General features: G+C 66.4%; 19 protein-coding genes and 1 pseudogene. 10 read left to right on the forward strand and 10 right to left on the reverse strand.

Annotated elements, in window-relative coordinates; genetic code table 11:
• The first annotated feature begins 3 nt into the window (after nucleotides 1–3).
• From gfa to ACQR03_RS17995, 4 genes and pseudogenes are all read left to right on the forward strand, one after another.
• Nucleotides 4–567, forward strand: coding sequence for an S-(hydroxymethyl)glutathione synthase (gfa, locus tag ACQR03_RS17980; protein WP_315713222.1), 564 nt, complete (start codon nucleotides 4–6; stop codon nucleotides 565–567).
• 360 nt (nucleotides 568–927) lie between these two features.
• Nucleotides 928–1380, forward strand: a complete 453-nt coding sequence (locus ACQR03_RS17985) for a (2Fe-2S)-binding protein (protein WP_315741262.1) — start codon at nucleotides 928–930, stop codon at nucleotides 1378–1380.
• 2 nt (nucleotides 1381–1382) lie between these two features.
• On the forward strand, nucleotides 1383–3716 hold the full coding sequence (locus ACQR03_RS17990) for a molybdopterin cofactor-binding domain-containing protein (RefSeq protein ID WP_434841399.1): 2334 nt from the start codon (nucleotides 1383–1385) through the stop codon (nucleotides 3714–3716).
• Nucleotides 3717–3821: 105 nt separating this feature from the next.
• Nucleotides 3822–4145: pseudogene (locus ACQR03_RS17995) on the forward strand (acetamidase/formamidase family protein); the annotation flags it as partial.
• 8 nt (nucleotides 4146–4153) lie between these two features.
• Here the strand turns inward: ACQR03_RS17995 and ccoG are convergent.
• On the reverse strand, nucleotides 4154–5635 hold the full coding sequence (ccoG, locus tag ACQR03_RS18000) for a cytochrome c oxidase accessory protein CcoG (protein WP_434841400.1): 1482 nt from the start codon (nucleotides 5633–5635) through the stop codon (nucleotides 4154–4156).
• A gap of 355 nt (nucleotides 5636–5990) precedes the next feature.
• Nucleotides 5991–6785 carry a fumarylacetoacetate hydrolase family protein gene (locus tag ACQR03_RS18005; RefSeq protein ID WP_315752802.1) on the reverse strand — a complete coding sequence of 265 codons (795 nt, stop codon included), beginning with the start codon at nucleotides 6783–6785 and terminating at the stop codon, nucleotides 5991–5993.
• Nucleotides 6786–7746: 961 nt separating this feature from the next.
• Between ACQR03_RS18005 and ACQR03_RS18010 the strand changes: the two genes are divergently transcribed.
• Complete coding sequence (locus ACQR03_RS18010) at nucleotides 7747–8361, forward strand: SOUL family heme-binding protein (protein WP_434841401.1); 615 nt, start codon at nucleotides 7747–7749, stop codon at nucleotides 8359–8361.
• Between the two features lie 270 nt (nucleotides 8362–8631).
• On the opposite strand, the gene ACQR03_RS18015 is transcribed toward ACQR03_RS18010, so the two are convergent.
• On the reverse strand, nucleotides 8632–9408 hold the full coding sequence (locus tag ACQR03_RS18015; RefSeq protein WP_315756273.1) for a cyclase family protein: 777 nt from the start codon (nucleotides 9406–9408) through the stop codon (nucleotides 8632–8634).
• Between the two features lie 50 nt (nucleotides 9409–9458).
• Complete coding sequence (locus ACQR03_RS18020; protein WP_434841402.1) at nucleotides 9459–10448, reverse strand: fumarylacetoacetate hydrolase family protein; 990 nt, start codon at nucleotides 10446–10448, stop codon at nucleotides 9459–9461.
• 100 nt (nucleotides 10449–10548) lie between these two features.
• Here ACQR03_RS18020 and ACQR03_RS18025 point away from each other — a divergent pair, with 100 nt between their 5' ends.
• Genes ACQR03_RS18025 through ACQR03_RS18045 form a run of 5 tightly spaced genes read left to right on the forward strand, consistent with a single transcriptional unit; the run spans nucleotide 10549 to nucleotide 14515 of the window.
• Nucleotides 10549–11484, forward strand: coding sequence for an ABC transporter substrate-binding protein (locus tag ACQR03_RS18025; RefSeq protein WP_315825201.1), 936 nt, complete (start codon nucleotides 10549–10551; stop codon nucleotides 11482–11484).
• A complete protein-coding gene (locus tag ACQR03_RS18030) occupies nucleotides 11484–12182 on the forward strand; it encodes a GntR family transcriptional regulator (protein WP_316187018.1) in 699 nt (232 codons plus the stop codon). The genes ACQR03_RS18025 and ACQR03_RS18030 overlap by 1 nt, the downstream gene beginning before the upstream one ends.
• A 1-nt stretch (nucleotide 12183) precedes the next feature.
• Nucleotides 12184–12987: an ABC transporter ATP-binding protein gene (locus ACQR03_RS18035; RefSeq protein ID WP_315825203.1), complete on the forward strand. Its 804-nt coding sequence runs from the start codon at nucleotides 12184–12186 to the stop codon at nucleotides 12985–12987.
• Nucleotides 12984–13751, forward strand: coding sequence for an ABC transporter permease (locus ACQR03_RS18040; protein WP_316187019.1), 768 nt, complete (start codon nucleotides 12984–12986; stop codon nucleotides 13749–13751). The genes ACQR03_RS18035 and ACQR03_RS18040 overlap by 4 nt, the downstream gene beginning before the upstream one ends.
• A complete protein-coding gene (locus ACQR03_RS18045) occupies nucleotides 13748–14515 on the forward strand; it encodes an ABC transporter permease (RefSeq protein WP_315752795.1) in 768 nt (255 codons plus the stop codon). The genes ACQR03_RS18040 and ACQR03_RS18045 overlap by 4 nt, the downstream gene beginning before the upstream one ends.
• Nucleotides 14516–14971: 456 nt before the next feature.
• Here ACQR03_RS18045 and ACQR03_RS18050 read toward each other — a convergent pair whose 3' ends face one another.
• The 6 genes from ACQR03_RS18050 to ACQR03_RS18075 all read right to left on the reverse strand — a co-directional run bounded on the left by ACQR03_RS18050 (nucleotide 14972) and on the right by ACQR03_RS18075 (nucleotide 20246).
• On the reverse strand, nucleotides 14972–15145 hold the full coding sequence (locus tag ACQR03_RS18050; protein WP_434841403.1) for a hypothetical protein: 174 nt from the start codon (nucleotides 15143–15145) through the stop codon (nucleotides 14972–14974).
• Between the two features lie 398 nt (nucleotides 15146–15543).
• The gene (locus tag ACQR03_RS18055; RefSeq protein ID WP_434841404.1) at nucleotides 15544–16935 is read right to left on the reverse strand and encodes a M20/M25/M40 family metallo-hydrolase; all 1392 of its coding nucleotides are present in this window, start codon (nucleotides 16933–16935) and stop codon (nucleotides 15544–15546) included.
• A gap of 126 nt (nucleotides 16936–17061) precedes the next feature.
• Complete coding sequence (locus tag ACQR03_RS18060) at nucleotides 17062–17409, reverse strand: RidA family protein (protein WP_315752792.1); 348 nt, start codon at nucleotides 17407–17409, stop codon at nucleotides 17062–17064.
• A gap of 7 nt (nucleotides 17410–17416) precedes the next feature.
• Nucleotides 17417–18550: an NAD(P)/FAD-dependent oxidoreductase gene (locus ACQR03_RS18065; protein WP_434841405.1), complete on the reverse strand. Its 1134-nt coding sequence runs from the start codon at nucleotides 18548–18550 to the stop codon at nucleotides 17417–17419.
• Complete coding sequence (locus ACQR03_RS18070; RefSeq protein ID WP_316174193.1) at nucleotides 18547–19953, reverse strand: NAD(P)/FAD-dependent oxidoreductase; 1407 nt, start codon at nucleotides 19951–19953, stop codon at nucleotides 18547–18549. Before ACQR03_RS18070 ends, ACQR03_RS18065 begins: the two co-directional genes overlap by 4 nt.
• Nucleotides 19950–20246 (reverse strand): (2Fe-2S)-binding protein, encoded by a 297-nt coding sequence (locus tag ACQR03_RS18075; RefSeq protein ID WP_316174195.1) that lies wholly within the window; start codon nucleotides 20244–20246, stop codon nucleotides 19950–19952. Before ACQR03_RS18075 ends, ACQR03_RS18070 begins: the two co-directional genes overlap by 4 nt.
• Between the last annotated feature and the right edge of the window lie 7 nt (nucleotides 20247–20253).

Raw genomic sequence — 20253 nt, forward strand, 5'->3', positions numbered from 1 at the left:
GCCATGACTGTCCACATCCATCCGTCCGTCGATAACGGCGTCAAACAGGGAAGCGGCCATTTCGCCGGCGGCACGCTGGTCTGCAAATGCCACGACCGGCCGGTCAAGGTCGGCATCAAGGGCGATGTCGCGCATAACCACGCGTGCGGCTGCACCAAATGCTGGAAGCCCTCCGGCGCGACCTTCTCGGTCGTTGCCGTGGTGCCGCGGCAGAACGTCACGGTGCTGGAGAACGGCGACAAGCTCAAGATCGTCGATCCCTCCGCCGTCATCCAGCGCTATGCCTGCACCGGCTGCGGCACGCATATGTATGGCCGCATCGAGAACACAGGCCACCCGTTCTACGGCCTCGACTTCATTCACCCCGAGCTGTTCCAGGAGCAGGGTTCGGCCGCGCCGGGCTTTGCGGCCTTCGTCTCCTCGGTGATCGAGTCGGGCGTGAAGCCGGAACAGATGGGCGAGATTCGGGCGCGATTGAAGGAGCTGGGGCTCGAGCCCTATGACTGCCTGTCGCCGGCCCTGATGGATGCGATTGCCACCCACGTGGCGAAAGCAAAGGCGGCCTGACGGCCGCCACGGACCAAGCGTACAACTGAAGCGTTCCTTCCTGAAGACTTGGTGCCTCGCCTGCCCCACGCCGGCGAGGCATTCTTTTTTTGTCGCCGCTTTGGTCAGGCGGCCGCCATTGTCGTCGGCGCATCGCCCATTGTTCCGTATTTGCATTGCAGCGGGCTGCACGCGCAGCGCTCGTCTGCTCTGACACCACACGCGCCTGTGTAGACCGATGCCTGTCCCGGTCTGCTATCATCAGTAGTCTTCCGACAACTCTCAATTGATCCGGCGCGTGCACGTAAGGACATGTGGTCCCGCGCGCGTCCACCAACGATCAGAACCAGCGACCATTGGTCCGACAGAGCGAGGGCGAACATGATCAAGGTGAAAATCAACGGACAGGAGCAGAGCTGGGATGGCGATCCGAGCCTGCCGCTGCTGTGGTATCTGCGCGACGAGCTGGGTTTGACCGGAACGAAATACGGGTGCGGCGCAGCGCTGTGCGGCGCCTGCACCGTGATAGTCGACAAGGAAGCGGCGCGCGCCTGCATCACCGCAGTGTCGGATGTCGCGGGACGAGAGGTCACCACCATCGAAGGTCTGCATCCGACCGGAGATCATCCGGTGCAGAAGGCATGGCGGCAGGTCAACGTGCCGCAATGCGGCTTCTGCCAGGCCGGGCAGATCATGCAAGCGGCCGCACTCTTGAACGAGAATCCCAAACCGTCGCATGACCAGATCAGGGATGCGATGGCCGGCAACATCTGCCGCTGCGGCTGCTATCAGCGCATCGAGAATGCGGTCCATCTGGCCTCGACGGGGGTGTGATCATGAACATCATCGCAAATCCCGACATCGCAAAGTCCGCGTCTCGCCGCGGCTTCGAGCGCCATCTCAAGGTCGAGAACGTCTCGCGCCGTACCATCCTGCAGACGCTGGGCCTCGCGGGCGGGTTCGTGCTCGCGGCTCCCTTGCTGTCGCGCCCGGCGTTTGCCGCCTATGAAACCGGCGCCGGCAAGATGCCGCACGGCACCGTGGTCGATCCCAAGGTTTTCGTTTCGATCGCCCGCGACGGCATCGTGTCGATCCTCGCCCACCGCTCCGAGATGGGCACAGGCGTGCGTACCAGCCTGCCGCTGATCGTGGCGGAGGAGATGGAAGCCGACTGGTCGCGCGTGCGCGTCGTGCAGGCCCCCGGCGACGAGGTGAAGTTCGGCAACCAGGATACCGACGGTTCGCGCAGCACGCGGCATTATCTGCTGCCGATGCGACAGATCGGCGCCATGGCGCGGGCGATGCTCGAAGCCGCGGCGGCCCAGCGCCTCGGCGTGCCGCCGAGCGAAGTGAAAGCCGTCAATCATGAGGTCGTGCACAGCGCCAGCGGCCGCCGCCTCGGCTTCGGCGAGCTCGCGGCCGATGCCGCCAGTCTGCCGGTGCCTGCGGTTGACACTGTGCAGCTGAAATCGCCGAAGGACTTCCGCTATCTCGGCAAGGGTCAGGTCAGCATCGTCGATCTGCACGACATCACCGTCGGCAAGGCGCGCTACGGCGCCGATGTCCGCCTGCCCGGCATGAAATACGCGGTCATCGCCCGGCCACCGGTGACCGGCGGCAAGGTCAAGTCGTTCGATCCGGCCGAGGCGCTGAAGGTGCCCGGCGTCGAGCAGGTGATCGAGGTCAAGGGCTGGCCCTGGCCGTCGAAGTTCCAGCCGCTTGGCGGCGTCGCGGTGATCGCGCGCAACACCGGCGCCGCGATCAAGGGCCGCGACGTGCTCAAGATCGAGTGGGACGACGGCGCCAATGCGAGCTACGACTCTGTCGCCTATCGGGCCGAGCTCGAGGCCGCCGCGCGCCAGCCGGGCCTCGTCGTACGCGAGGAAGGCGACGTCGAGGCCGCGCTGAAGTCGGCCGACAAGGTGATCACCGGCGAGTACTATCTGCCGCATTTCGCCCATGCCAGCATGGAGCCGCCGGTCGCGGTCGCCGACGTCAAGGGCGACAAGGCCGAGATCTGGGCGCCTGTGCAGAGCCCCGGCGGCACGCACGAGGATGTCGCCAAGACGCTGCAGATCCCGCCGGAGAACGTGACCGTCAACGTCACCCTGCTCGGCGGCGGGTTCGGGCGGAAGTCCAAATGCGACTTCGCGCTCGAGGCTGCCCTGCTGTCGAAGACGCTGGGCGCACCGGTCAAGGTGCAGTGGACGCGCGATGACGACCTCCATCACGATTTCCTGCACACCGTGTCGGTGGAGCGCATCGAAGCCGGGCTCGACAAGAGCGGCAAGGTGGTGGCCTGGCGCCACCGCAGCGCCGCGCCAACCATCCTGTCGACCTTCGCGGCGGGCGCCGATCATGCCGCGCCGTTCGAGCTCGGCATGGGCCTCGTCGACATGCCGTTCGAGATCGCCAACATCCAATGTGAGAATCCCGCCGCCAAGGCGATGACCCGCATCGGCTGGTTCCGCTCGGTCTCCAACATCCCGCGCGCCTTCGCCGTGCAGTCGATGGTCGGCGAGATCGCGCACGCGACCGGCCGCGACCAGAAGGACACGCTGCTCGATCTGATCGGCACTCCGCGCGTCCTGAAGCTCGCCTCGGTGAAGGATCTCTGGAACTACGGCGAGCCCTACGAGAGCTATCCGATCGACACCGGCCGGCTGCGCCGCGTCGTCGAGTTCGTGGCCGAGAAGGGCAATTGGGGCCGCTCGGTGCCCAAGGGCCACGGCCTCGGCATCGCCGCGCATCGCAGCTTCGTCAGCTACATCGCCACCATCGTGGAGGTGTCGGTCGACGACAAGGGCAAGCTCGTGGTGCATCAGGTCGACACCGCGATCGACTGCGGCACCTTCGTCAACCCCGAGCGCATCGCCTCGCAGCTCGAAGGCGCCGCGATCATGGGGCTGAGCCTCGCCAAATATGGCGAGATCAGCTTCAAGAATGGCCGGGTGCAGCAGCGCAACTTCGACGACCATCCGGTGGTCCGAATCGACGAGGCGCCGCTGGTCACCAACGTGCACATCGTGCCCGTTGATCCCGACACGCCGCCGAGCGGCGTCGGCGAGCCGGGCGTGCCGCCATTCGCGCCGGCGCTCGCCAACGCGATCTTTGCCGCCACCGGCAAGCGCCTGCGCGCATTGCCGATCGGCAATCAGCTCGCGACGTGAGCTTGCAGCAATCAGCAGATCATCGGCCGGAGCGATCCGACCGATGATCACGCCAGAAGAAGCAGGATCAGTCAGCGCCCGTAGCGCACCGAGGCATAGCGGCCGATCACGGCGGACGGCGAGGTTTGCATCACCGCGCTCGAGACCGGCGTCACCGGCACCTTCCGCCTCACCGTGCGCAAGGACATGGACATCACCTGGCCGTTCGCCGAGAACGCCACCCACCTGATGTCGATCGGCCTCGACGAGGATCTCGATGACGCCGCCAAGCAGGCGGTGCGCGAGATGGTCAAGCACGTCTGCGCCCGCACCAACCTGTCGCGCAACCAGGCCTACATGCTGTGCTCGCTGGCCGGCAATCTGCGCGTCACCCAGCTGGTCGACGGCAACAAGGGCATCCACATGCTGCTGCCGAAATCCTATCTGTAGGCCCTCCTCTACCGGTTCACGAAGCGGTCGTGCGCGGTCAGCACGACCTGGCCGTTGGCATCGACCGCCTGGAAGGTGACATCGGCATCCACAGACTCGGGCATGGTCAGCGTCACCCGCAGCGCCTCCGAGCCGTCCGGCTCGACCTCGATCGCATCCGCCGCCGCATGGCCGACGATGGCGAGCGCCGCATCGATGCCGCTGATGCCGAGCCTGAAGCTCTGCACGGCGGACGACTTGTTGAGCAGCTTCACCGTGTAGCCGTTGCGCACCGAGCCATCCGACAGCCGCACCGACATCGGATCGCGATCATGCTGCACCGACAGCACGGCGGTGGTCTTCGTGACGAACGAAACAGCGATCACGCCGGCCACAGCGACGCAGGCGAGCGCGAGCCCGATCGTCTTCGGCCGCACCAGCCGTGAGACACGCGGCTCGCCGACACGGCCACGCTCGATGTTGCGCCAGCTCTCGTAGTCGATCAGGCCGCGCGGACGGTCGAGCTTGGCCATCACGCCGTCGCAGGCATCGACGCAGAGGCCGCAATTGATGCAGGCGAAGCTCGGCCCCTGGCGGATGTCGATGCCGATCGGGCAGACGGCGACGCAGGCGCCGCAATCGACGCAATCGCCGGCCGGCAGCCCCTGCGACCGCGCCTCGGCGGCCTTCTTCGCCGACATCCGGGTCTCGCCGCGATAGTCGCGATAGTTCACCGTGAAGGCTTCCGGATCCCAGATCGCGCCTTGAAGACGCGGCCACGGGCACATGAAGGTGCAGACCTGCTCGCGCGCGAAACCGGCGAGGCCATAGGTCGTGCCGGCGAACACCAAGGTCCAGGTCAGCGCGGTCGCCGACATCTCGCCATGCAGGACATCGCGCACCAGCTCCGGCGCATCGGTGAAGTAGAAGATCAAGGTGCCGCCGGTGCCGAGCGCGATCGCCATCCACAGCGCGTGCTTGGTGGCGATCTGTGCGATCCGCCGCGCCGTCAGCGGCGCGCCGACGTTCTTCAGCCGCTGCCGGCGGTCGCCCTCGACCAGGCGCTCGACCAGCAGGAACAGGTCGGTCCACACCGTCTGCGGACAGGCGAAGCCGCACCACAGGCGGCCGGCCAGCGCGTTGACCAGGACGAGGATGAACGTCGCCAGCAGCATCGCCGCGGTGATGAGATAGAGATCCTGCGGCCAGATCTCGGCGGGGCCAAGATAGAGCTTTCCGTGGGCGAAATCGAGCAGCACGGCTTGGCCTGGCGCATTCGGCCCGCGGTTCCAGCGGACGAACGGCGTGATGTAGTAGACGGCGAGCGTCAGAACGAGAATCAGCCATTTCAGCCGCCGGATTGGCCCCTTGACGCCTTGCGGAACCACCGGGCCGCCAGCGCTGCGCAACGACCGTGCCGGGCCGCGGGCCTGACCCTGGCCCTTGCTTGGGCTCTGGCCCTGCGCCATGCGCCGCGTCTTGGCGTGATCGATCTCGATGGTGATGGCCACGGCTGCCCTCGTTTCGCTCGGCTGATGCAGGGCAACGATAGGCGGCGGTGCTCGGCGGCTCTTTGTCGGGCCACAAACTTGCGAACGGCTGGCAGCGCCTGTTTGCGCGGGAACAACGATAGTTCCCGTCCGGCAGGCGATGAGAGGCGCGGCGCCGCGAGCGCCACGGCGGCAGTCGCAGCATCCGGAGGGATGGCTGGGGCTGCCGCGCTTGTTGGATAGCGCGCGTAGCGACGCTCGCTGCTCGCCTCTCCCCGCGCGCGGGGAGAAGGCGCGTATCGGTATTGCGGCGGCGACTTCCGTTCCGATCGGCAGCGTCAACGTGCTGCACACGACGTGTGGTCCAGCCCCTCTCTCAGACGATCTTGATCGACATGTCCGGCAGGCCCTCGAGCTTGCACAAGAGCACGTCGCCCTTGACGACCGGGCCGACATTCTCCGGCGTGCCGGAATAGATGATGTCGCCGGCCTTCAGCTCGAACGCCTCGGACAGTTTCGCGATCTGCTCGGCGACGCTCCAGATCATCTTGGTGAGGTCGGAGTTCTGCCGGACCGTGCCGTTGACCGCGAGCGAGATCGCGCCCTTGGTGAAGTGGCCGACCTTCGCCACCGGATGGATCGGGCCGAGCACGGCGGCATGATCAAAACTCTTGCCGATCTCCCATGGCTTCTTCTCGGCGGCCATGCCGTTCTGCAGGTCACGGCGGGTCATGTCGAGGCCGAGCGCGTAGCCATAGACATGATCGAGCGCGGACTCGGCGGGAATGTTGGTGCCGCCGGATTTCAGCGCCGCGACCAGTTCGACCTCGTGATGATAGTTCTTGGTCAGCGACGGATAAGGATGATCGGCGACCTCGCCGATCGCGACGTTCTGGATCGCGTCGGTCGGCTTCTGGAAGAAGAACGGCGGCTCGCGGTTCGGATCGGAGCCGCGCTCGATGGCGTGCGCCGCGTAGTTGCGGCCGATGCAGTAGATGCGGCGGACGGGGAACACACCCTGCTCGCCGGCGATCGGAATGGTGGTCGCCGGCACGGCGAAGATCGGCTTCGGCCCGGCCTGTGCCGCGGCAGGGTAGGTGTCCGTCATGATCGCAGCCGCTGCGGCGGCGCTGCCGGCGACGAGGAGATCGCGGCGTGAGGTGTCTGCCATGGGTTTCCTCCTGGGATCAGCCGTTGCGGCCGGCTGATTTGTTGGTGGTGGCGCGCCAGCATCGGCGCCCCGCTCAACTGATAAGCATATCCAATATGCCAGCGCCACCATGCGCGTACGCGCCGTCGCCCTCGCAGCGCAACACGCGCCCGAAGCGATGCTCGAGACCCTCGCCGGAAACGCGAGGGCGCAGGGAAGGCCGGACCTCGACTGAGGCCCGTGGCCCGCCTGCGGAAAAAATGCAGGCGGCAGGAACCACAGGTTCAGCCGGACAGACCCGGCCTTCCCTGCGCGATGGGTGAACGTCTGCTCCGAGCTCTCCCCGGGGACCGGCTTGTTTGCCCCCGTCACCTGCGCAACCCGTCAGGTCGGCATCAGGCTTGGCGCCAGCATCGGGGCGCCAGGACCACACGGCTTGAACGTCCGCGAGCTGACAGTCGTCTTGCGCAAAAGCGCCTGACAGACCCGCGGCCACCGCTCCCCGCCTCAACGTATCGTGACGACGCGTACGCCCCTCTGCATGAGGCGGGATGGAGGGAGGAGAGCATATCTTCCGATAAAACGAAAGTTGGAAATTTTTACGCCGAGATCTGGACAGAGGCGATCGCGCTGAGCGCGCTGCGGAATTTTCGTTTTCGGCGCAGGCACGATCTGGATCATGAGAGGGGTTGCGGGGCGGTGGATCTTGTCGCGCCCGAGCCCGAGTCGCCCGACGGGCATGCACCGCCATCGGCACGCGCGTAGCCCGGATGAGCGCAGCGACATCCGCGGGTCCCCTACGCCTCGTGCGATCCCGGATATCGCTGCGCTCATCCGGGCGACGCTACAGTCGGGCGTCGAAGGACGACCGCAGGCGGGCAGCCGGCACGTGATCTGCCGGACCTTCGCTCGCGTTTCCTCGTTATTCAAACCTGACGGCGCAACCGCCATGACCGAGCCGACACCACCGAGGAGACGCCGCATGCTGATCTGGCTCGCAGGCGCCACCGTGCTTGTCCTCGCCGGCGCCGCCATTGCCGCAGGGCCGCTCATGAGCCGGGTCGAACATCCCAGATACGACGTCGTTTCGCGCGATGGCGACTTCGAAATCCGCGCCTATGCACCGATGATCATCGCGCAGGCCGAGGTGCAGGGCGCGCGCAAGCCGGCGATCGAGGAAGGCTTTCGCATCATCGCCGGCTACATTTTCGGCGCCAACCGTGCGAAAGCCAAGATCGCGATGACGGCACCGGTGCAGCAGCAGGCCAGCGCCACCATCGCGCCCGCCGATGGCGTCGCCAGCGACCGCTGGAGCATCAGCTTCGTGATGCCCTCGAACTGGTCGCTCGACACTCTGCCGCCGCCGGCCGATGCCCGGATCAAGCTGACGGCCCAGTCTGCGCAGCGCATGGTCGCGATCACCTTTTCGGGCTCCACCTCCGACGGCATCATCGCCGACAAGACTCGCCAACTGCGCGACTACACGCAGCGCAAGGGGCTGACCGTCACCGGATCGCCGCTGCTCGCGTTCTACAATCCGCCCTGGATCCTGCCGATGCTGCGGCGGAACGAGGTCATGCTGGCGTGTAGTTGCTAAAGCGAGATGAGAGAGAGCGGCCTGATTTTGTAGTCAAGGTCGGCTCGCAACTGTCACCACGACGCGCAACGAGCTCCCTCTCTGGCTTTGCCGAGCCCTCTCCTCGGTCATTCCGGGGCGCGCGCAGCGCGAACCCGGAATCCATCCTTCAGCACGTCGCGCGGCTCGATGGATTCCGGGCTCGTCGCGCTGGCGCGCGCCGCCCCGGAATGACGCGAAGATCAAACGCGCCAGAACCCATGTCGTGACTTCAATCGGAGATTAGGCGCCTCACCCCTCGATGATCGCCACCGCCCGCGTCCATCCGGCCGAGGCGCGCTCGATCTTGACCGGGAAACACGACACCATGAACCCCGTCGACGGCAGTTGCTCCAGATTGTGCAGCTTCTCAAGATGGCAATAGCCGATGTGGCGTCCGGCCTTGTGGCCTTCCCAGATCAGCGCGGCATCGTGGGTCTCGGCGTATTTCTGCGCGGTGAACACGAACGGCGCGTCCCAGCTCCAGCCGTCGGTGCCGGTCAGGCGCACGCCGCGCTCGAGCAGATACATCGTCGCCTCATAGCCCATGCCGCAGCCGGAATTGACGTAGTTGGCCTGGCCGAAGCGCGCGCCGGCCGAGGTATTGACCACGACGATCTCGAGCGGCGACAGCGTGTGGCCGATGCGCTTGAGCTCATCCTCGACATCCCTCGCGGTCACCACATAGCCGTCCGGGAAACGACGGAAGTCGAGCTTCACGCCCGGCTGCAGACACCACTCCAGCGGCACCTCGTCGATGGTCCAGGCGCGCTCGCCGCGATTCATCGTCGGATGAAAATGCCAGGGCGCATCGAGATGCGTGCCGTTGTGGGTCGAAAGATTCACCTGCTCGACCGCCCAGCCCTGCCCGTCCGGCAGATCCTCGGCTTTCAGCCCGTCGAAGAACTGCAGCATGCGCGGCAGGCCCTGCTGATGGTCGATATAGGTGATGGTCGGATGATTGCCGGGCGGATCGGCGGGCACGTCGTTCTGCAAGGGCACGGAGATGTCGATCAGTCTGCGGGCCATGGGCGCTCTTCTCTCATTGTCGTTCTTGGTTGTTGTCGTCGGCAGCAGGATCAGACGTCCTGCCGCTCGACCTTGTTCTTCAGGATGCCGATCTTCTCGACCTCGAGCTCGATCACGTCGCCATGTTCGAGATACCAGCCGAGCTCGAGACCGCAGCCATTGCCGACGGTGCCCGAGCCGATGAACTCGCCGGGCATCAGGGTCTCGTCCTTGCTGATATAGGCGATCAGCTCCTCGAACGAAAACAGCATGCCCTCGCTGACGCCACGCGAGCGGACCTCGCCGTTGACCCGCGCCTCCATCTTCAGGCGATAGGGATCGCCGATCTCGTCCGGGGTCACGATCCACGGCCCCATCACGTTGCCGCCGTCAAAGCTCTTGCCTTTGGAGGGGCCGAGCCGGCCGTCCATCTCGATGCGCTGCGTGTCGCGCGCGGAGAAGTCGTTGAAGATCGTGAAGCCGAAGATGTGATCGCGCGCCTTCGCGGCCGGAATATCCTTGCCTTTGCCCCTGGTGATGATGCCGAACTCCAGCTCATAGTCCATCACCTTGCTGTAGCGCGGCCATTTCACCGTCGTGTTCGGGCCACGCACGCTGAAGCGGTTGGTGATGTAGAAGATCGGGACCTTGCGATAGACCTCGGGCAATTCGCCGAGCGGCTCGGCATCGATGCGCGCGAGCTCCTGCGCGTCGCCGCGCTGCCGCGCCGCGAGCTTTCGCTGGCCGCGCGGCGCCTGCAGGATGTGCAGCGGAAACGACATGCCGTCGCGCATCTGCCGCGGCTCCGGCACCGGGGCCAGCAGCTCGGTGCCGCCGACGTCGTGCGAGAGGCTTTCGTCGCTGCCATGGCGCTCGACCAGCGCGCGTGCTGCGTCGAGCGCGGCTTCGCCGGCATCGATCAACGACAGCATCGAGCCGAACGCCGGATTGCTCTTGCCAGCGCGGTCGGCGGCCGCGGCGATGTCGAAAAGCTTGGAATCGCCGCCATGGACGACGCCGATCCGCTCCCCGCCTTCCGCCCGAAATGTCGCAAGTTTCACGCTGGCCTCCCCTTGTGTTCTGTCTGAAAATATACAAACATAGAAAATATCGATAAACAAGAGGCGTCCGAGAGACGGGCGCCCGGGGGAGGAGTCAAGGATGCGTCATCGGATCATCAGCGCTGCGCTCGGATCGGTGCTGGCCACGCTTGTGCTCACATCTGCGACACGCGCCGAGAAGATCCAGATCGGCTGCACCGCCACCTCGGACTGCGCCTCGGCGATGGTCGCGGTCGATGAGGGTCTCTTCAAGAAGCACGGGCTCGACGCAGAGATGGTGCTGATCGGGATCAACTCGAACATCCCCGCAGCCATCCTCTCCAACTCGATCCAGATCGGCGGGCCGACATCGACCGTGTTCCTCCAGGCCGCCGACGGTGGGCTCGACCTCGTCGCGGTCTCCGGCGCCTCGATCATGAACAAGACCTCGAACGATGCGGTCGCCGCCTTCGTGCGCAACGGCATCACCATCACTGGGCCGCAGGACTTCAAGGGCAAGAAGGTCGGCGCCCCCGGCATCGGCGCCTTCCTGCACGTGCTGTTCGTGAAATGGCTGGTCGAGAAGGGCGTCGATCCACGAAGCGTCAACTTCGTCGAGGTGACGTTTCCGACCATGGCCGACACCATCAAGTCGGGCGGCGTCGATGCGGTGCTGACGGCCGAGCCGTTCGTGACGCGCATGACCAATGCCAGCCTCGGCACGGTCGGCGCGCGCTACGCCGCCGAACTCGCCCGCACCGAGCCGATCATCTTCTATGCGGCCTCGCGCGAATGGGCCGAGAAGAACCCGGAGACGGTGAAGAAATTCCGCGCCGCCATCGCGGAGGCCGCCCCAATCGTGAACAATGATCGTGAGAAGGCCTCGGCCGCCATCGCCAAGTTCACCAAGCAACCGCTGGAGCTGGTCAAGCTGACGGCGCCGAACTACGCCGAGCCGGTGCTGAAGCCCGAGCAGCTGGCGTGGTGGATCGACGTGATGTCGGCGCAGAAGATGCTGCAGACCAAGCTCGACCTCAAGACATTGATCCTCAACTGATGACGGCAACGAACCCGATCCTGCAGACTGAGCCGACGAGCGGCGACACGCTCAGCGAGCGCGCCGCCGCGCTGATCGAGCGCGACATCGTCGCCGGCATTCTGGCCCCCGGCTCGCGTCTGGGGATCGTCGAGCTCGCCAGGCGCTACGAGATCGGGCCGACGCCGCTGCGCGAGGGGCTGTCGCGGCTGGTATCGCGCGGCCTGATCGTCGGCATCGGCCAGCGCGGTTTTCGCGTCGCCGAGGTCAGCCGGGACGATCTCGTCGACATCACGCGCATGCGCACTGTCGTGGAGAAAGAGGCGCTGCGGCTGGCGATGCAGAGCGGCGACGACCAATGGGAGGCCGGCATCATCGCCGCGCTCCATCAGATGCGCCGCTACATCCAGCGCATGCAGACCGAGTTCCGCGAAGGCGCGCCGGAGTTCGATCGCTTGCACAAGGCGTTTCACACCGCGCTGCTGGCGGCCTGCGGATCACGGCGCCTGCTCGCCGCTCATTCGGATCTCTACGACCAGGCCTATCGCTACCGCCGCGTGATGATGCGCAGCTTCGAGGATGGCAGCGGATTCATCAAGGAGCACGAGACGCTCGCCGACCTCGTGCTCGCGCGCAATGCCGCCGCGGCCCAGGCGCGGCTTGAGGCACATCTGTGCTCGACCGTCGATATCGTCTATCCGCATCCGAAGGGAGCCTGAGATGGCAGAGCCTGCCCTTGCATTGGTGCAATCATCTCCCTCGCCTGCGCGCGCGCAGATCGCCTTCGACGATGTCGCGCTGGTGCTCGGCGGCAAGACGATCATCGACACGATCAGTCTGGAGGTCGGAGCTGGCGAGATCCTGTGCGTGGTCGGCGCCTCCGGCTGCGGCAAGACCACGGCGCTGCGGCTGGCGGCCGGGCTGTACCAGCCGACCGGCGGCAGCGTGCGCTTCGAGGGCGAGGCGATGCGCGCGCCGCGGCGCGAGATCGCCGTCGTGTTCCAGGACTATGGCAAGGCGCTGCTGCCGTGGCGCACCGCCGCCGGCAACATCTCGCTGGCCTTGGAGACGATCGGAATGCCCTCCGCACAGCGCGAGGCGCGCATCGCCGAGTTGCTCGCCAAGGTCGGGCTCGCCGGCCATGCGGCCAAATATCCGACCGAGATGTCGGGCGGCATGCAGCAGCGGCTGCAGATCGCGCGCTGCCTCGCGCAGGATCCGAAGGTGCTGCTGATGGATGAGCCGTTCGGCGCGCTGGACGCGATGACGCGCCAGGGACTGCAGGACGAGATGCTGGCGCTGGTGGCGGCGACCGGCGCCACCGTCGTGTTCGTCACGCATGATCTCGAGGAGGCGATCTATCTCGGCGACCGCGTGGTCGGCCTGCTGCCGCATCCCGGCCGCGTCGGCTTGGAATTGAAGATCGGCCTGCCGCGGCCGCGCGACCAGTTGGCGACGCGCGAGCATCCGGAGTTCCTGCGGCTGCGGCGCGAGTTGTTCGACTTCATCAAGGCGAGCGAATGACGATGCCGGATCGCATCAAGCCCGTCCTGCTGCCGTTCGCGGCACTGCTCGTGTTCGAAGCTTGGATGCGGCTCGCCGGCGTGCAGAGCGACTCGCTGGCGCCGCCGAGCGCGATCGCGCTCGCCTTGCTGGGCGCGCTGACCGACGGCTCGCTGCTGGCGGCGACGCGCGACACGCTCGCCTCGGTGTTCGCCGGCCTCGCGCTCGGCGGCACCATCGGCCTCGTGCTGGGCATCGCGCTCGGCCTGTCGCCTGTCTTCAACCGGCTGATGGAGGTCACGATCGAGGCGATCAGGCCCATTCCTTCAGTGGCGCTGCTGCCGATCGCGCTGATCGCGCTCGGCTTCGGCTATCGCATGGAGATCGCGATCGTCGCCTTTGCCTGCGTCTGGCCGGTGCTGATCGTGACGCGTGCCGCGGTGGGCGGCATCGAGCCGCGGCTGATCGAGGTGGCGCGCGTGCTGCGGCTGACGCAGCGCGATCGCATCAGGAAGATCGTCATCCCCGCCGCCCTGCCCCGCATCTTTCTGGCGTTCCGGCTCGCCGCCGGCATCGCGCTGATCGTCGCGGTCACGGTGGAGATCGCGATCAACCCGCTCGGCCTCGGCGCCGCCATCATGACCGCGCAGCAGGCGTTGCGGCCCGATCTGATGCTGGCCTATCTGGTATGGATCGGCGTGACCGGGTTTGCGCTCAATACCGCGCTGATGGCTGCACAACAAAGCTTGTTCGAGCGCGCGGCCGCGATGGGAGACCCCGCATGAAGTGGTCGGTCGCCGCCTGGCGCCTCGCCAGCTTCGCCGTCGCCGCCGGCATCATCGTGCTGTGGCAGTGCGCCGCCGATCAGCGGCTGATATCACCGGTGTTTCTTCCCAGCCCCGACCGCGCCTGGGCGGCGCTGCTGCGCGGCTTCACGAGCGGCGATCTCCTGACCAAACTCACGGGCACCCTCACGCATATGGCCTATGGCTGGCTGCTCGCCTCCGCCGCCGGCATCGCGCTCGGCGCCATGATCGGCTCCTCGAAGGCGATGCGCATCTACGTCGCACCGACCCTGGAGCTGCTGCGGCCGCTGCCGGTCTCAGCGATCATTCCTGTCGCCATCGCCGTTCTTGGACTGAGCCAGGGCATGGCGCTGTTCGTGATCGCGTTCGGCTCGCTGTGGCCGCTGCTGCTCGGGACGATCCACGGCTTCGCCGCGGTCGAACCACGACTCTACGAAGTCGCGCGGGTGCTGCACATGTCGCGGCTCGCCGTGATCTTCAAGATCGCGCTGCCATCGGCGGCACCCGACATCCTCGCCGGCATGCGGCTGAGCCTCACGGTCGCGCTGATCCTCGCCGTCGTCTGCGAGATGCTCGCCGGTCTCGACGGCCTCGGCCAATGGGTGCTGCTGTCGGCGCGCTCGTTCCGCTCGGCGGATCTGTTTGCCGGCGTGATGCTGCTCGGAATCATCGGCTACACGACCGCGCTCGCGATGGGCGCGGCCGAGAGCCGGCTGCTGCGCTGGCAGCACGCGCGGCGCTGAGGCTCCGGTCGCACGCGCCCGGTCGGCGACGCGGCGTGGGGCGATCTCGATCTCACACTGTCGCGGGGATATCACCGGCTTGGAGGAGCGCGACTGGACCGAACGCCCATGGGGCCGGTTGCGGGGCCAGAGCACCACTCCCCTCCCCCCCCCCCTGAAAGAAAGAGGCCGCCGACACACGAAGTGCAGGCGGCCCAAGTCCAGGGAGGAAACGCCCCAAGAAGGGCTAGTTTTTACTTACTAGATCAGGAGAGTCGTGGGTATCCGGATGATACCGGAGGTTGTCATCGCGCTGACGGGTTCCATATCCCGACCGAGATACCGCCAGGTTACGCCGCCTGACGCTCCTCGTACCCAGCAAATTCCGTGACCTTCTCGGCATTGGAGTCGACCCACCCTGCCATCGGTCCTCCTCCTGCAACGACTGCTCGAGCGGCGCGCCAACCCTCCTCGACACTAGGCGGCACGGCACAATGAGAGCCGCGGCTTGTAGGTGGCGATCTCAACTCGAATGTGTTGTTGGCGAAGGTGTTCTTCCAGGAACTCGTCGCCGAACATCGCATGTTCGCTCGCCGCCAAGAGCGAGACCTTCTCAGCGCCACATGGTCGGTATGACAAGATGCGCGCCATCGGACCGTTTCCGACTGAGAGCGCCAGGGCTTTGTGCAGCCTCATCGACATTGGGCGCAGGCTCGATTGCTGGCGCGTGGTCGAGCTGGATCACAGGAACCGCGGCGGGGTGTTCCGGAGCGCTGCGCTGATCGCGCGCGCAAGGGAAAGCGGAACTTGCCGAATCACTCGGCTGGTCAACGGGGTCGTGCATGTGGCAGCTCCGAGCCCTGAAGCGGCGATTACTAATCCCTTCCGAGACTAGGCGATATCAACTGCGTTAATCCATGCGCGATCTCGCCGCGTGCGGCCGATTCACCCGCAAGGCGGCGGACGACCGTGTGCTTGCCATCCGTTCGTGGCTGCTCGATGACGTCTCCCGCACTGCACGCGGAATCGTGATGGCCGTTCCGCCGGCATCAGCGCACGCGCGCGCCGACGCGGTCGAGCAGTGCCGCACCGGTGCGGATGCCATTGTAGAAGCAGTCGATCGTCATGTTCTCGTTGGGCGCGTGATTGGCCTCGTCGGCATTCGCATAGGGAACGACGAAGGCGGGAATGCCGAGGATCTTGGTGAAGACGTAGTCCGGCAGACTGCCGCCGGTGCACGGGAATTCGAGCGGTGTAAGGCCATGCGCGAGCGCGATGGCATCGCGCACGATCGCGCCAAAGGGCGAATCGAGCGGCACGCGCGACGGCAGCATGCCGCCGCGCCGGATGAACTCCACCTCCGGCGCATGGCGCTTCACATGCGCCTCCACCTTCGCCAACACGTCGTCCGGCGTCATCGCCTCGACCAGGCGGATGTCGCATTTGGCGAAGGCCTCGCAGGGCAGCACGGTCTTGCTGCCCGGTCCGCCATAACCGCCGTGCAAGCCGTTGATGGTCAGCGTCGGATGGAACATCAGACGTTCGTAGTAGCCGCGATCGGGCGGCGCATCGAGATGGCTGAGACCGAGGCTCGCCTTGGCGGCATCGAGGTCCAGCGGCAGGCGCTTCACGGCAGCAATGTCCAGCTCGCTCGGCGGCACGATCGCATCATGCAGCCCCTCGATGGTGATCTCGCCCGCGGCGTTCTTCATCGTCCCGAGCAGGTGGACCAACGTCCAGATCGGATTCGGCACGAGGCCGCCGAGGTTGCCAGAATGCACGTCGCGGCTGGCGTGCTTCGCGCGCAGCTCGAACGAGCACATGCCGCGCACGCCATAGGTCATGGTCGGCCGCCCCGAGGGGTGCATCGGCCCGTCCGCGGTGACGACGAAATCGGCCTTCAGCCCGTCGCGATGCTCAGCGACGAAATCGGCGATGCGCGGGCTGCCGATCTCCTCCTCGCCTTCGAGCAGAAAGATCACATTGCAGGGCAGCTCGCCATGCACTCGGAGATGGGATTCGATCGCCATGAGCTGCGCGAAATGCTGCCCCTTGTTGTCGCCGATGCCGCGGGCATAGATGCGGCCATCGCGGATGGTCGGCTCGAACGGCGGACTCAGCCACAGCTCCAACGGATCCGGCGGCTGCACGTCGTAGTGCCCGTAGAGCAGCACGGTAGGTGCGCCCGGCTTCTTCTGCCAGCGTCCGAGCACCATCGGATGCCCGGCGGTCGCGATCGTCTCGGCGTCGAGGCCCATCTCCTGCAGCATGGCGACCAGCAGCGCGGCGACCTCGGTGATGCCGATGTTATGAGCGCTGATCGAGGGATGCCGGACATAGTCCATCACGCGGGCCAGGAAATCCTGCTTTTGATTCTCGATGTGAGCGAACACTGCCTTCAGGCCAGCAGATGGACGCGGCAGGCTACGCTCTTCATTCATGATGTCGGCTTTCGGCGCGTGCGGTGGACGGACAGGCTCATGTTCGATCGAATTGGACCGAAAAGCAAATCACGCGCGGAGCGAGCCCCGCGCGTGATCGATTGACCGCTCGATGCGGCGCGATGCTCAACCCTTGACGGCCGTGACCACGATCTCGATCAGCGCGCCGCCGCCGAGATCGGAGACGCCGACCGTGGCGCGAACCGGCAGGTCGTCGCCGAAGAACGCAGTCCAGGCCGCATCCATCTCCTTCTTCTTCGACAGGTCGGTGACGAAGATCTGGCCGGAGACGACGCGCGACCTGTCGGTGCCAGCTTCCTTCAGGAAGCCGTCGATCTTGCCGAGGATGTTGCGGGTCTGCTCGCCCATCGACACCGAGGTATCGTCGGCGATGGTGCCGCCGATGAAGACGAAGCCGTTGGCCTCGACGATGCGGTGGTGGATGGCGGAGCGGATCTTGCGGGTGATGGTCATCATGTCCTCATGTGGATGGTGAAGGGATGGAGTTCTGAAAGCGCGCGATGCTGAGATCGCCGATGCGCGTCTGGGTGCCGCCGTGCGCGATGAGCTCGGCCATCACCGCGCCGGCGCCGGGGCCGAGCTGGAAGCCGTGCGCGGAGAAGCCGAACTGGTGATACAGCCCGTCGTGAACGGCGCTCGGCCCGAACACCGGAATGTCGTCGCGCATGCGCGCCTCGATGCCGGCCCAGGCGCGCACGATGGTCGCGCTGCGCATCACCGCGAACAGCTCCGCGACGGTGCGCGCGCTCTCCGACAGCTTGCGCCAGTCGAGCACGGTCTCGTTGCGGTCCTGATAGGGGATGGCGAGGTGTCCGCCGCCGATCAACACTGTGCCGTTGGGGAACTGCTTGAACGACAGCTTGCGGCCGCGCAGGATGACGACGGGATCGATGAAGTGCGCGACGGGCGACGTGATCATCAGCATCGGCGCGATGGTCTCGACCGGCACCGGCTCGCCGCACTGTTCTGCAATGCGGCCGGCCCAGGCGCCGGCGGCATTGACCAGCACCGGAGCGGCAAAGCTCTCGGAGCCGACGTCGACATGCCAAAGCTTGCCGTCCTTGCGGATGTTCGTCGCCGCCACGCCCTCGCGAATGAGCGCGCCGAGCTGCTCCGCCTTGCGGCGGAACGCCGTCGTGGTGCGCGCGGGCTGCGCCGCGCCGTCGCGCCGCGACACCACGCCGCCCGGACAGCTCTCCGCTACCGCCGGCACGAGGCGACGCAATTCCGTGCCGTCGATCAGCTCCTCGTGGCTGAAGCCGCGCGCGTTGAGATCGGCGACGCGGGCGCGACAGGCGTCGAGCTCCGCGTCGTTCTCGGCGACCAGCACCTGGCCGAAGCTTTCGAAGCCGCAATCATCATCGACCAGGTCGCTGATGTTCTCCCAGATGCCCATCGAGCGGATCGACAGCGGAATCTCCGCGACGTCGCGCATGAGTTGGCGCACGCCGCCGGCATTGACACCGGAGGCGTGACGGCCGGCATAGTCCTTCTCGATCAGCACCGGCTTCAACCCGGCCAGGCATAGATGCAGCGCGGTCGAGCAGCCGTGGATGCCGCCACCCACGATGATGGCATCCGTCTTCACCGTCATCCGCGCACCACGGCCTTGGTGGCCTCTTCAGTCTTCGGCAGGCCTGCGAGCTCCGACAGCATGATCGGCTTCACCGGCGCGCGCAGCCGGTAGTAGCCGATCTCCTGCGGGGTCTTGCCGCGCGCCTCGGCCATCAGCTCGGTGACGGTGAGGCCACACAGCCGCCCCTGGCACGGCCCCATGCCGGTGCGGCGATAGGCCTTGAGCTGGTTCGGCCCGGTGGCGCCGATCGCGACGGAGTCGAGCACGTCCTTGGCGGTGATCTCCTCGCAGCGGCATACGATGGTGTCGCCTTGCGGGATACGGAACTGCTTTGCCGGCTGGAACAGAACGTCGAGGAAGGTCCTGCCGCGCTCGGCGCGGGCCAGCTCCGCAGACCTATCGATGACCTTTGCGTGCGGGCGAAGCGCCTTGATCGCATCCCCGGCCGCCCGCCGGCCGCGCACCACGGCCGCCTGCGCGCCGCCAATGCCGGCGCCATCGCCGGCAATGGCGATGCCGGGAATGGAGCTGTTACCTAGGGCATCCAGCACCGGAGTCCAGCACAGCTGCAGCTCGTTCCAGCGATGCTCGACGCCGGCGGCCATCGCGAGATTCACATTGGGGATCACGCCCTGATGCAGCAGCAGCAACTCGGCCGCCAGCGTCTCGCGCTTGCCGCCCGCTGTGGCGTAGCTGACCGCCGAGAGCTTGCCCTCGCCCTCTGCCACGAGTTCGGTCACGCCGCTGGTGACGCGCACCTTCGCGCGCACCTCGCGCATCATCGCGAGCCCCTTGCCGAAATAGGGCGAGGTCAGGAACGCGAGGGCATGAGGCAGCGCCGCGATGTAGTTGGCGCGCGGGGTGGTGTCGAGAATGCGATCGATGCGGCCGCCGAGGCGCAGGATCTGCGCCGCGAGCAGCCACAGCAGCGGCCCCTGCCCGGCCAAAATCGTCGGGCAGTCAGGCACGAGGCCGGAGGATTTCAACATCGTCTGCGCCGCGCCCGCGGTCATCACGCCGGGCAGGGTCCAGCCGGGAATCGGGAACGGACGCTCCTGCGCTCCGGTCGCGATGATGACCCGCTTGGCCTTGATGAAGGCCGAGCCTCCGGCCACCGAGACGCCGATCTCGAGATTGCGGTCGAGGCTCCACACCGTGGCGCGATGAATGATCTCCGCACCGCTGTCGCGCGCGGCTTTCACGAGCTGCTTGCCGGACCAATAGTCCGCGCCGAGCAGCGCTTCGCTCTTCAGAGGCGTCGCATCGATCGCACGCCAGACCTGGCCGCCGGGGCCGGTGTTCTCGTCGATCAGCAGCGTCGACAGAGCGGCGCCAGCCGTCATCTCTGCAGCAGCGAGGCCCGCAGGACCGGCGCCGATCACCACGACGTCATATTCATCATGCTTCGGCGCGGCGCTCATTTGCCGATCTCCCGCTTGCCCTTCTGGACTTCGATCTGCATGCCCTCGGCGACAGGCACGAGACAGCCTTGCCGGTTACCGACTCCATCGATGGTGACGAGGCAGTCGAAGCACACGCCCATCATGCAATAAGGCAGGCGCCTTGCGCCGCTGACCGCGGTGGCGCGCCGGACGTCGAGGCCGGAGGCGAGCAGCGCCGCCGACACGGAGTCACCCTCGCGCGCGGCAATCGGCTGGCCCTCGACATGGATCGTCACCGATCCCCTCGCATCACCCTCAGTTCGTTTGAACATCATCGTC

Source organism: Bradyrhizobium sp. HKCCYLS3070, assembly GCF_051167575.1.
Classification (GTDB): domain Bacteria; phylum Pseudomonadota; class Alphaproteobacteria; order Rhizobiales; family Xanthobacteraceae; genus Bradyrhizobium.

Excerpts from the sequence above, each read along its gene's own strand:
- ACQR03_RS18045 (WP_315752795.1), top strand. The coding sequence starts at position 13,748 with ATGAAGTGGTCGGTCGCCGCCTGGCGCCTCGCCAGCTTCGCCGTCGCC.
- ACQR03_RS18035 (WP_315825203.1), top strand. The coding sequence starts at position 12,184 with ATGGCAGAGCCTGCCCTTGCATTGGTGCAATCATCTCCCTCGCCTGCG.
- ACQR03_RS18010 (WP_434841401.1), top strand. The coding sequence starts at position 7,747 with ATGCTGATCTGGCTCGCAGGCGCCACCGTGCTTGTCCTCGCCGGCGCC.
- ACQR03_RS18060 (WP_315752792.1), bottom strand. The coding sequence starts at position 17,409 with ATGACCATCACCCGCAAGATCCGCTCCGCCATCCACCACCGCATCGTC.
- ACQR03_RS18065 (WP_434841405.1), bottom strand. The coding sequence starts at position 18,550 with ATGACGGTGAAGACGGATGCCATCATCGTGGGTGGCGGCATCCACGGC.
- ACQR03_RS18040 (WP_316187019.1), top strand. The coding sequence starts at position 12,984 with ATGACGATGCCGGATCGCATCAAGCCCGTCCTGCTGCCGTTCGCGGCA.
- ACQR03_RS18015 (WP_315756273.1), bottom strand. The coding sequence starts at position 9,408 with ATGGCCCGCAGACTGATCGACATCTCCGTGCCCTTGCAGAACGACGTG.
- ACQR03_RS18030 (WP_316187018.1), top strand. The coding sequence starts at position 11,484 with ATGACGGCAACGAACCCGATCCTGCAGACTGAGCCGACGAGCGGCGAC.
- ACQR03_RS18005 (WP_315752802.1), bottom strand. The coding sequence starts at position 6,785 with ATGGCAGACACCTCACGCCGCGATCTCCTCGTCGCCGGCAGCGCCGCC.
- ACQR03_RS18050 (WP_434841403.1), bottom strand. The coding sequence starts at position 15,145 with ATGGCGCGCATCTTGTCATACCGACCATGTGGCGCTGAGAAGGTCTCG.
- ACQR03_RS18075 (WP_316174195.1), bottom strand. The coding sequence starts at position 20,246 with ATGTTCAAACGAACTGAGGGTGATGCGAGGGGATCGGTGACGATCCAT.
- ACQR03_RS17990 (WP_434841399.1), top strand. The coding sequence starts at position 1,383 with ATGAACATCATCGCAAATCCCGACATCGCAAAGTCCGCGTCTCGCCGC.
- gfa (WP_315713222.1), top strand. The coding sequence starts at position 4 with ATGACTGTCCACATCCATCCGTCCGTCGATAACGGCGTCAAACAGGGA.
- ACQR03_RS18055 (WP_434841404.1), bottom strand. The coding sequence starts at position 16,935 with ATGAATGAAGAGCGTAGCCTGCCGCGTCCATCTGCTGGCCTGAAGGCA.
- ACQR03_RS18025 (WP_315825201.1), top strand. The coding sequence starts at position 10,549 with ATGCGTCATCGGATCATCAGCGCTGCGCTCGGATCGGTGCTGGCCACG.
- ACQR03_RS18070 (WP_316174193.1), bottom strand. The coding sequence starts at position 19,953 with ATGAGCGCCGCGCCGAAGCATGATGAATATGACGTCGTGGTGATCGGC.
- ACQR03_RS17985 (WP_315741262.1), top strand. The coding sequence starts at position 928 with ATGATCAAGGTGAAAATCAACGGACAGGAGCAGAGCTGGGATGGCGAT.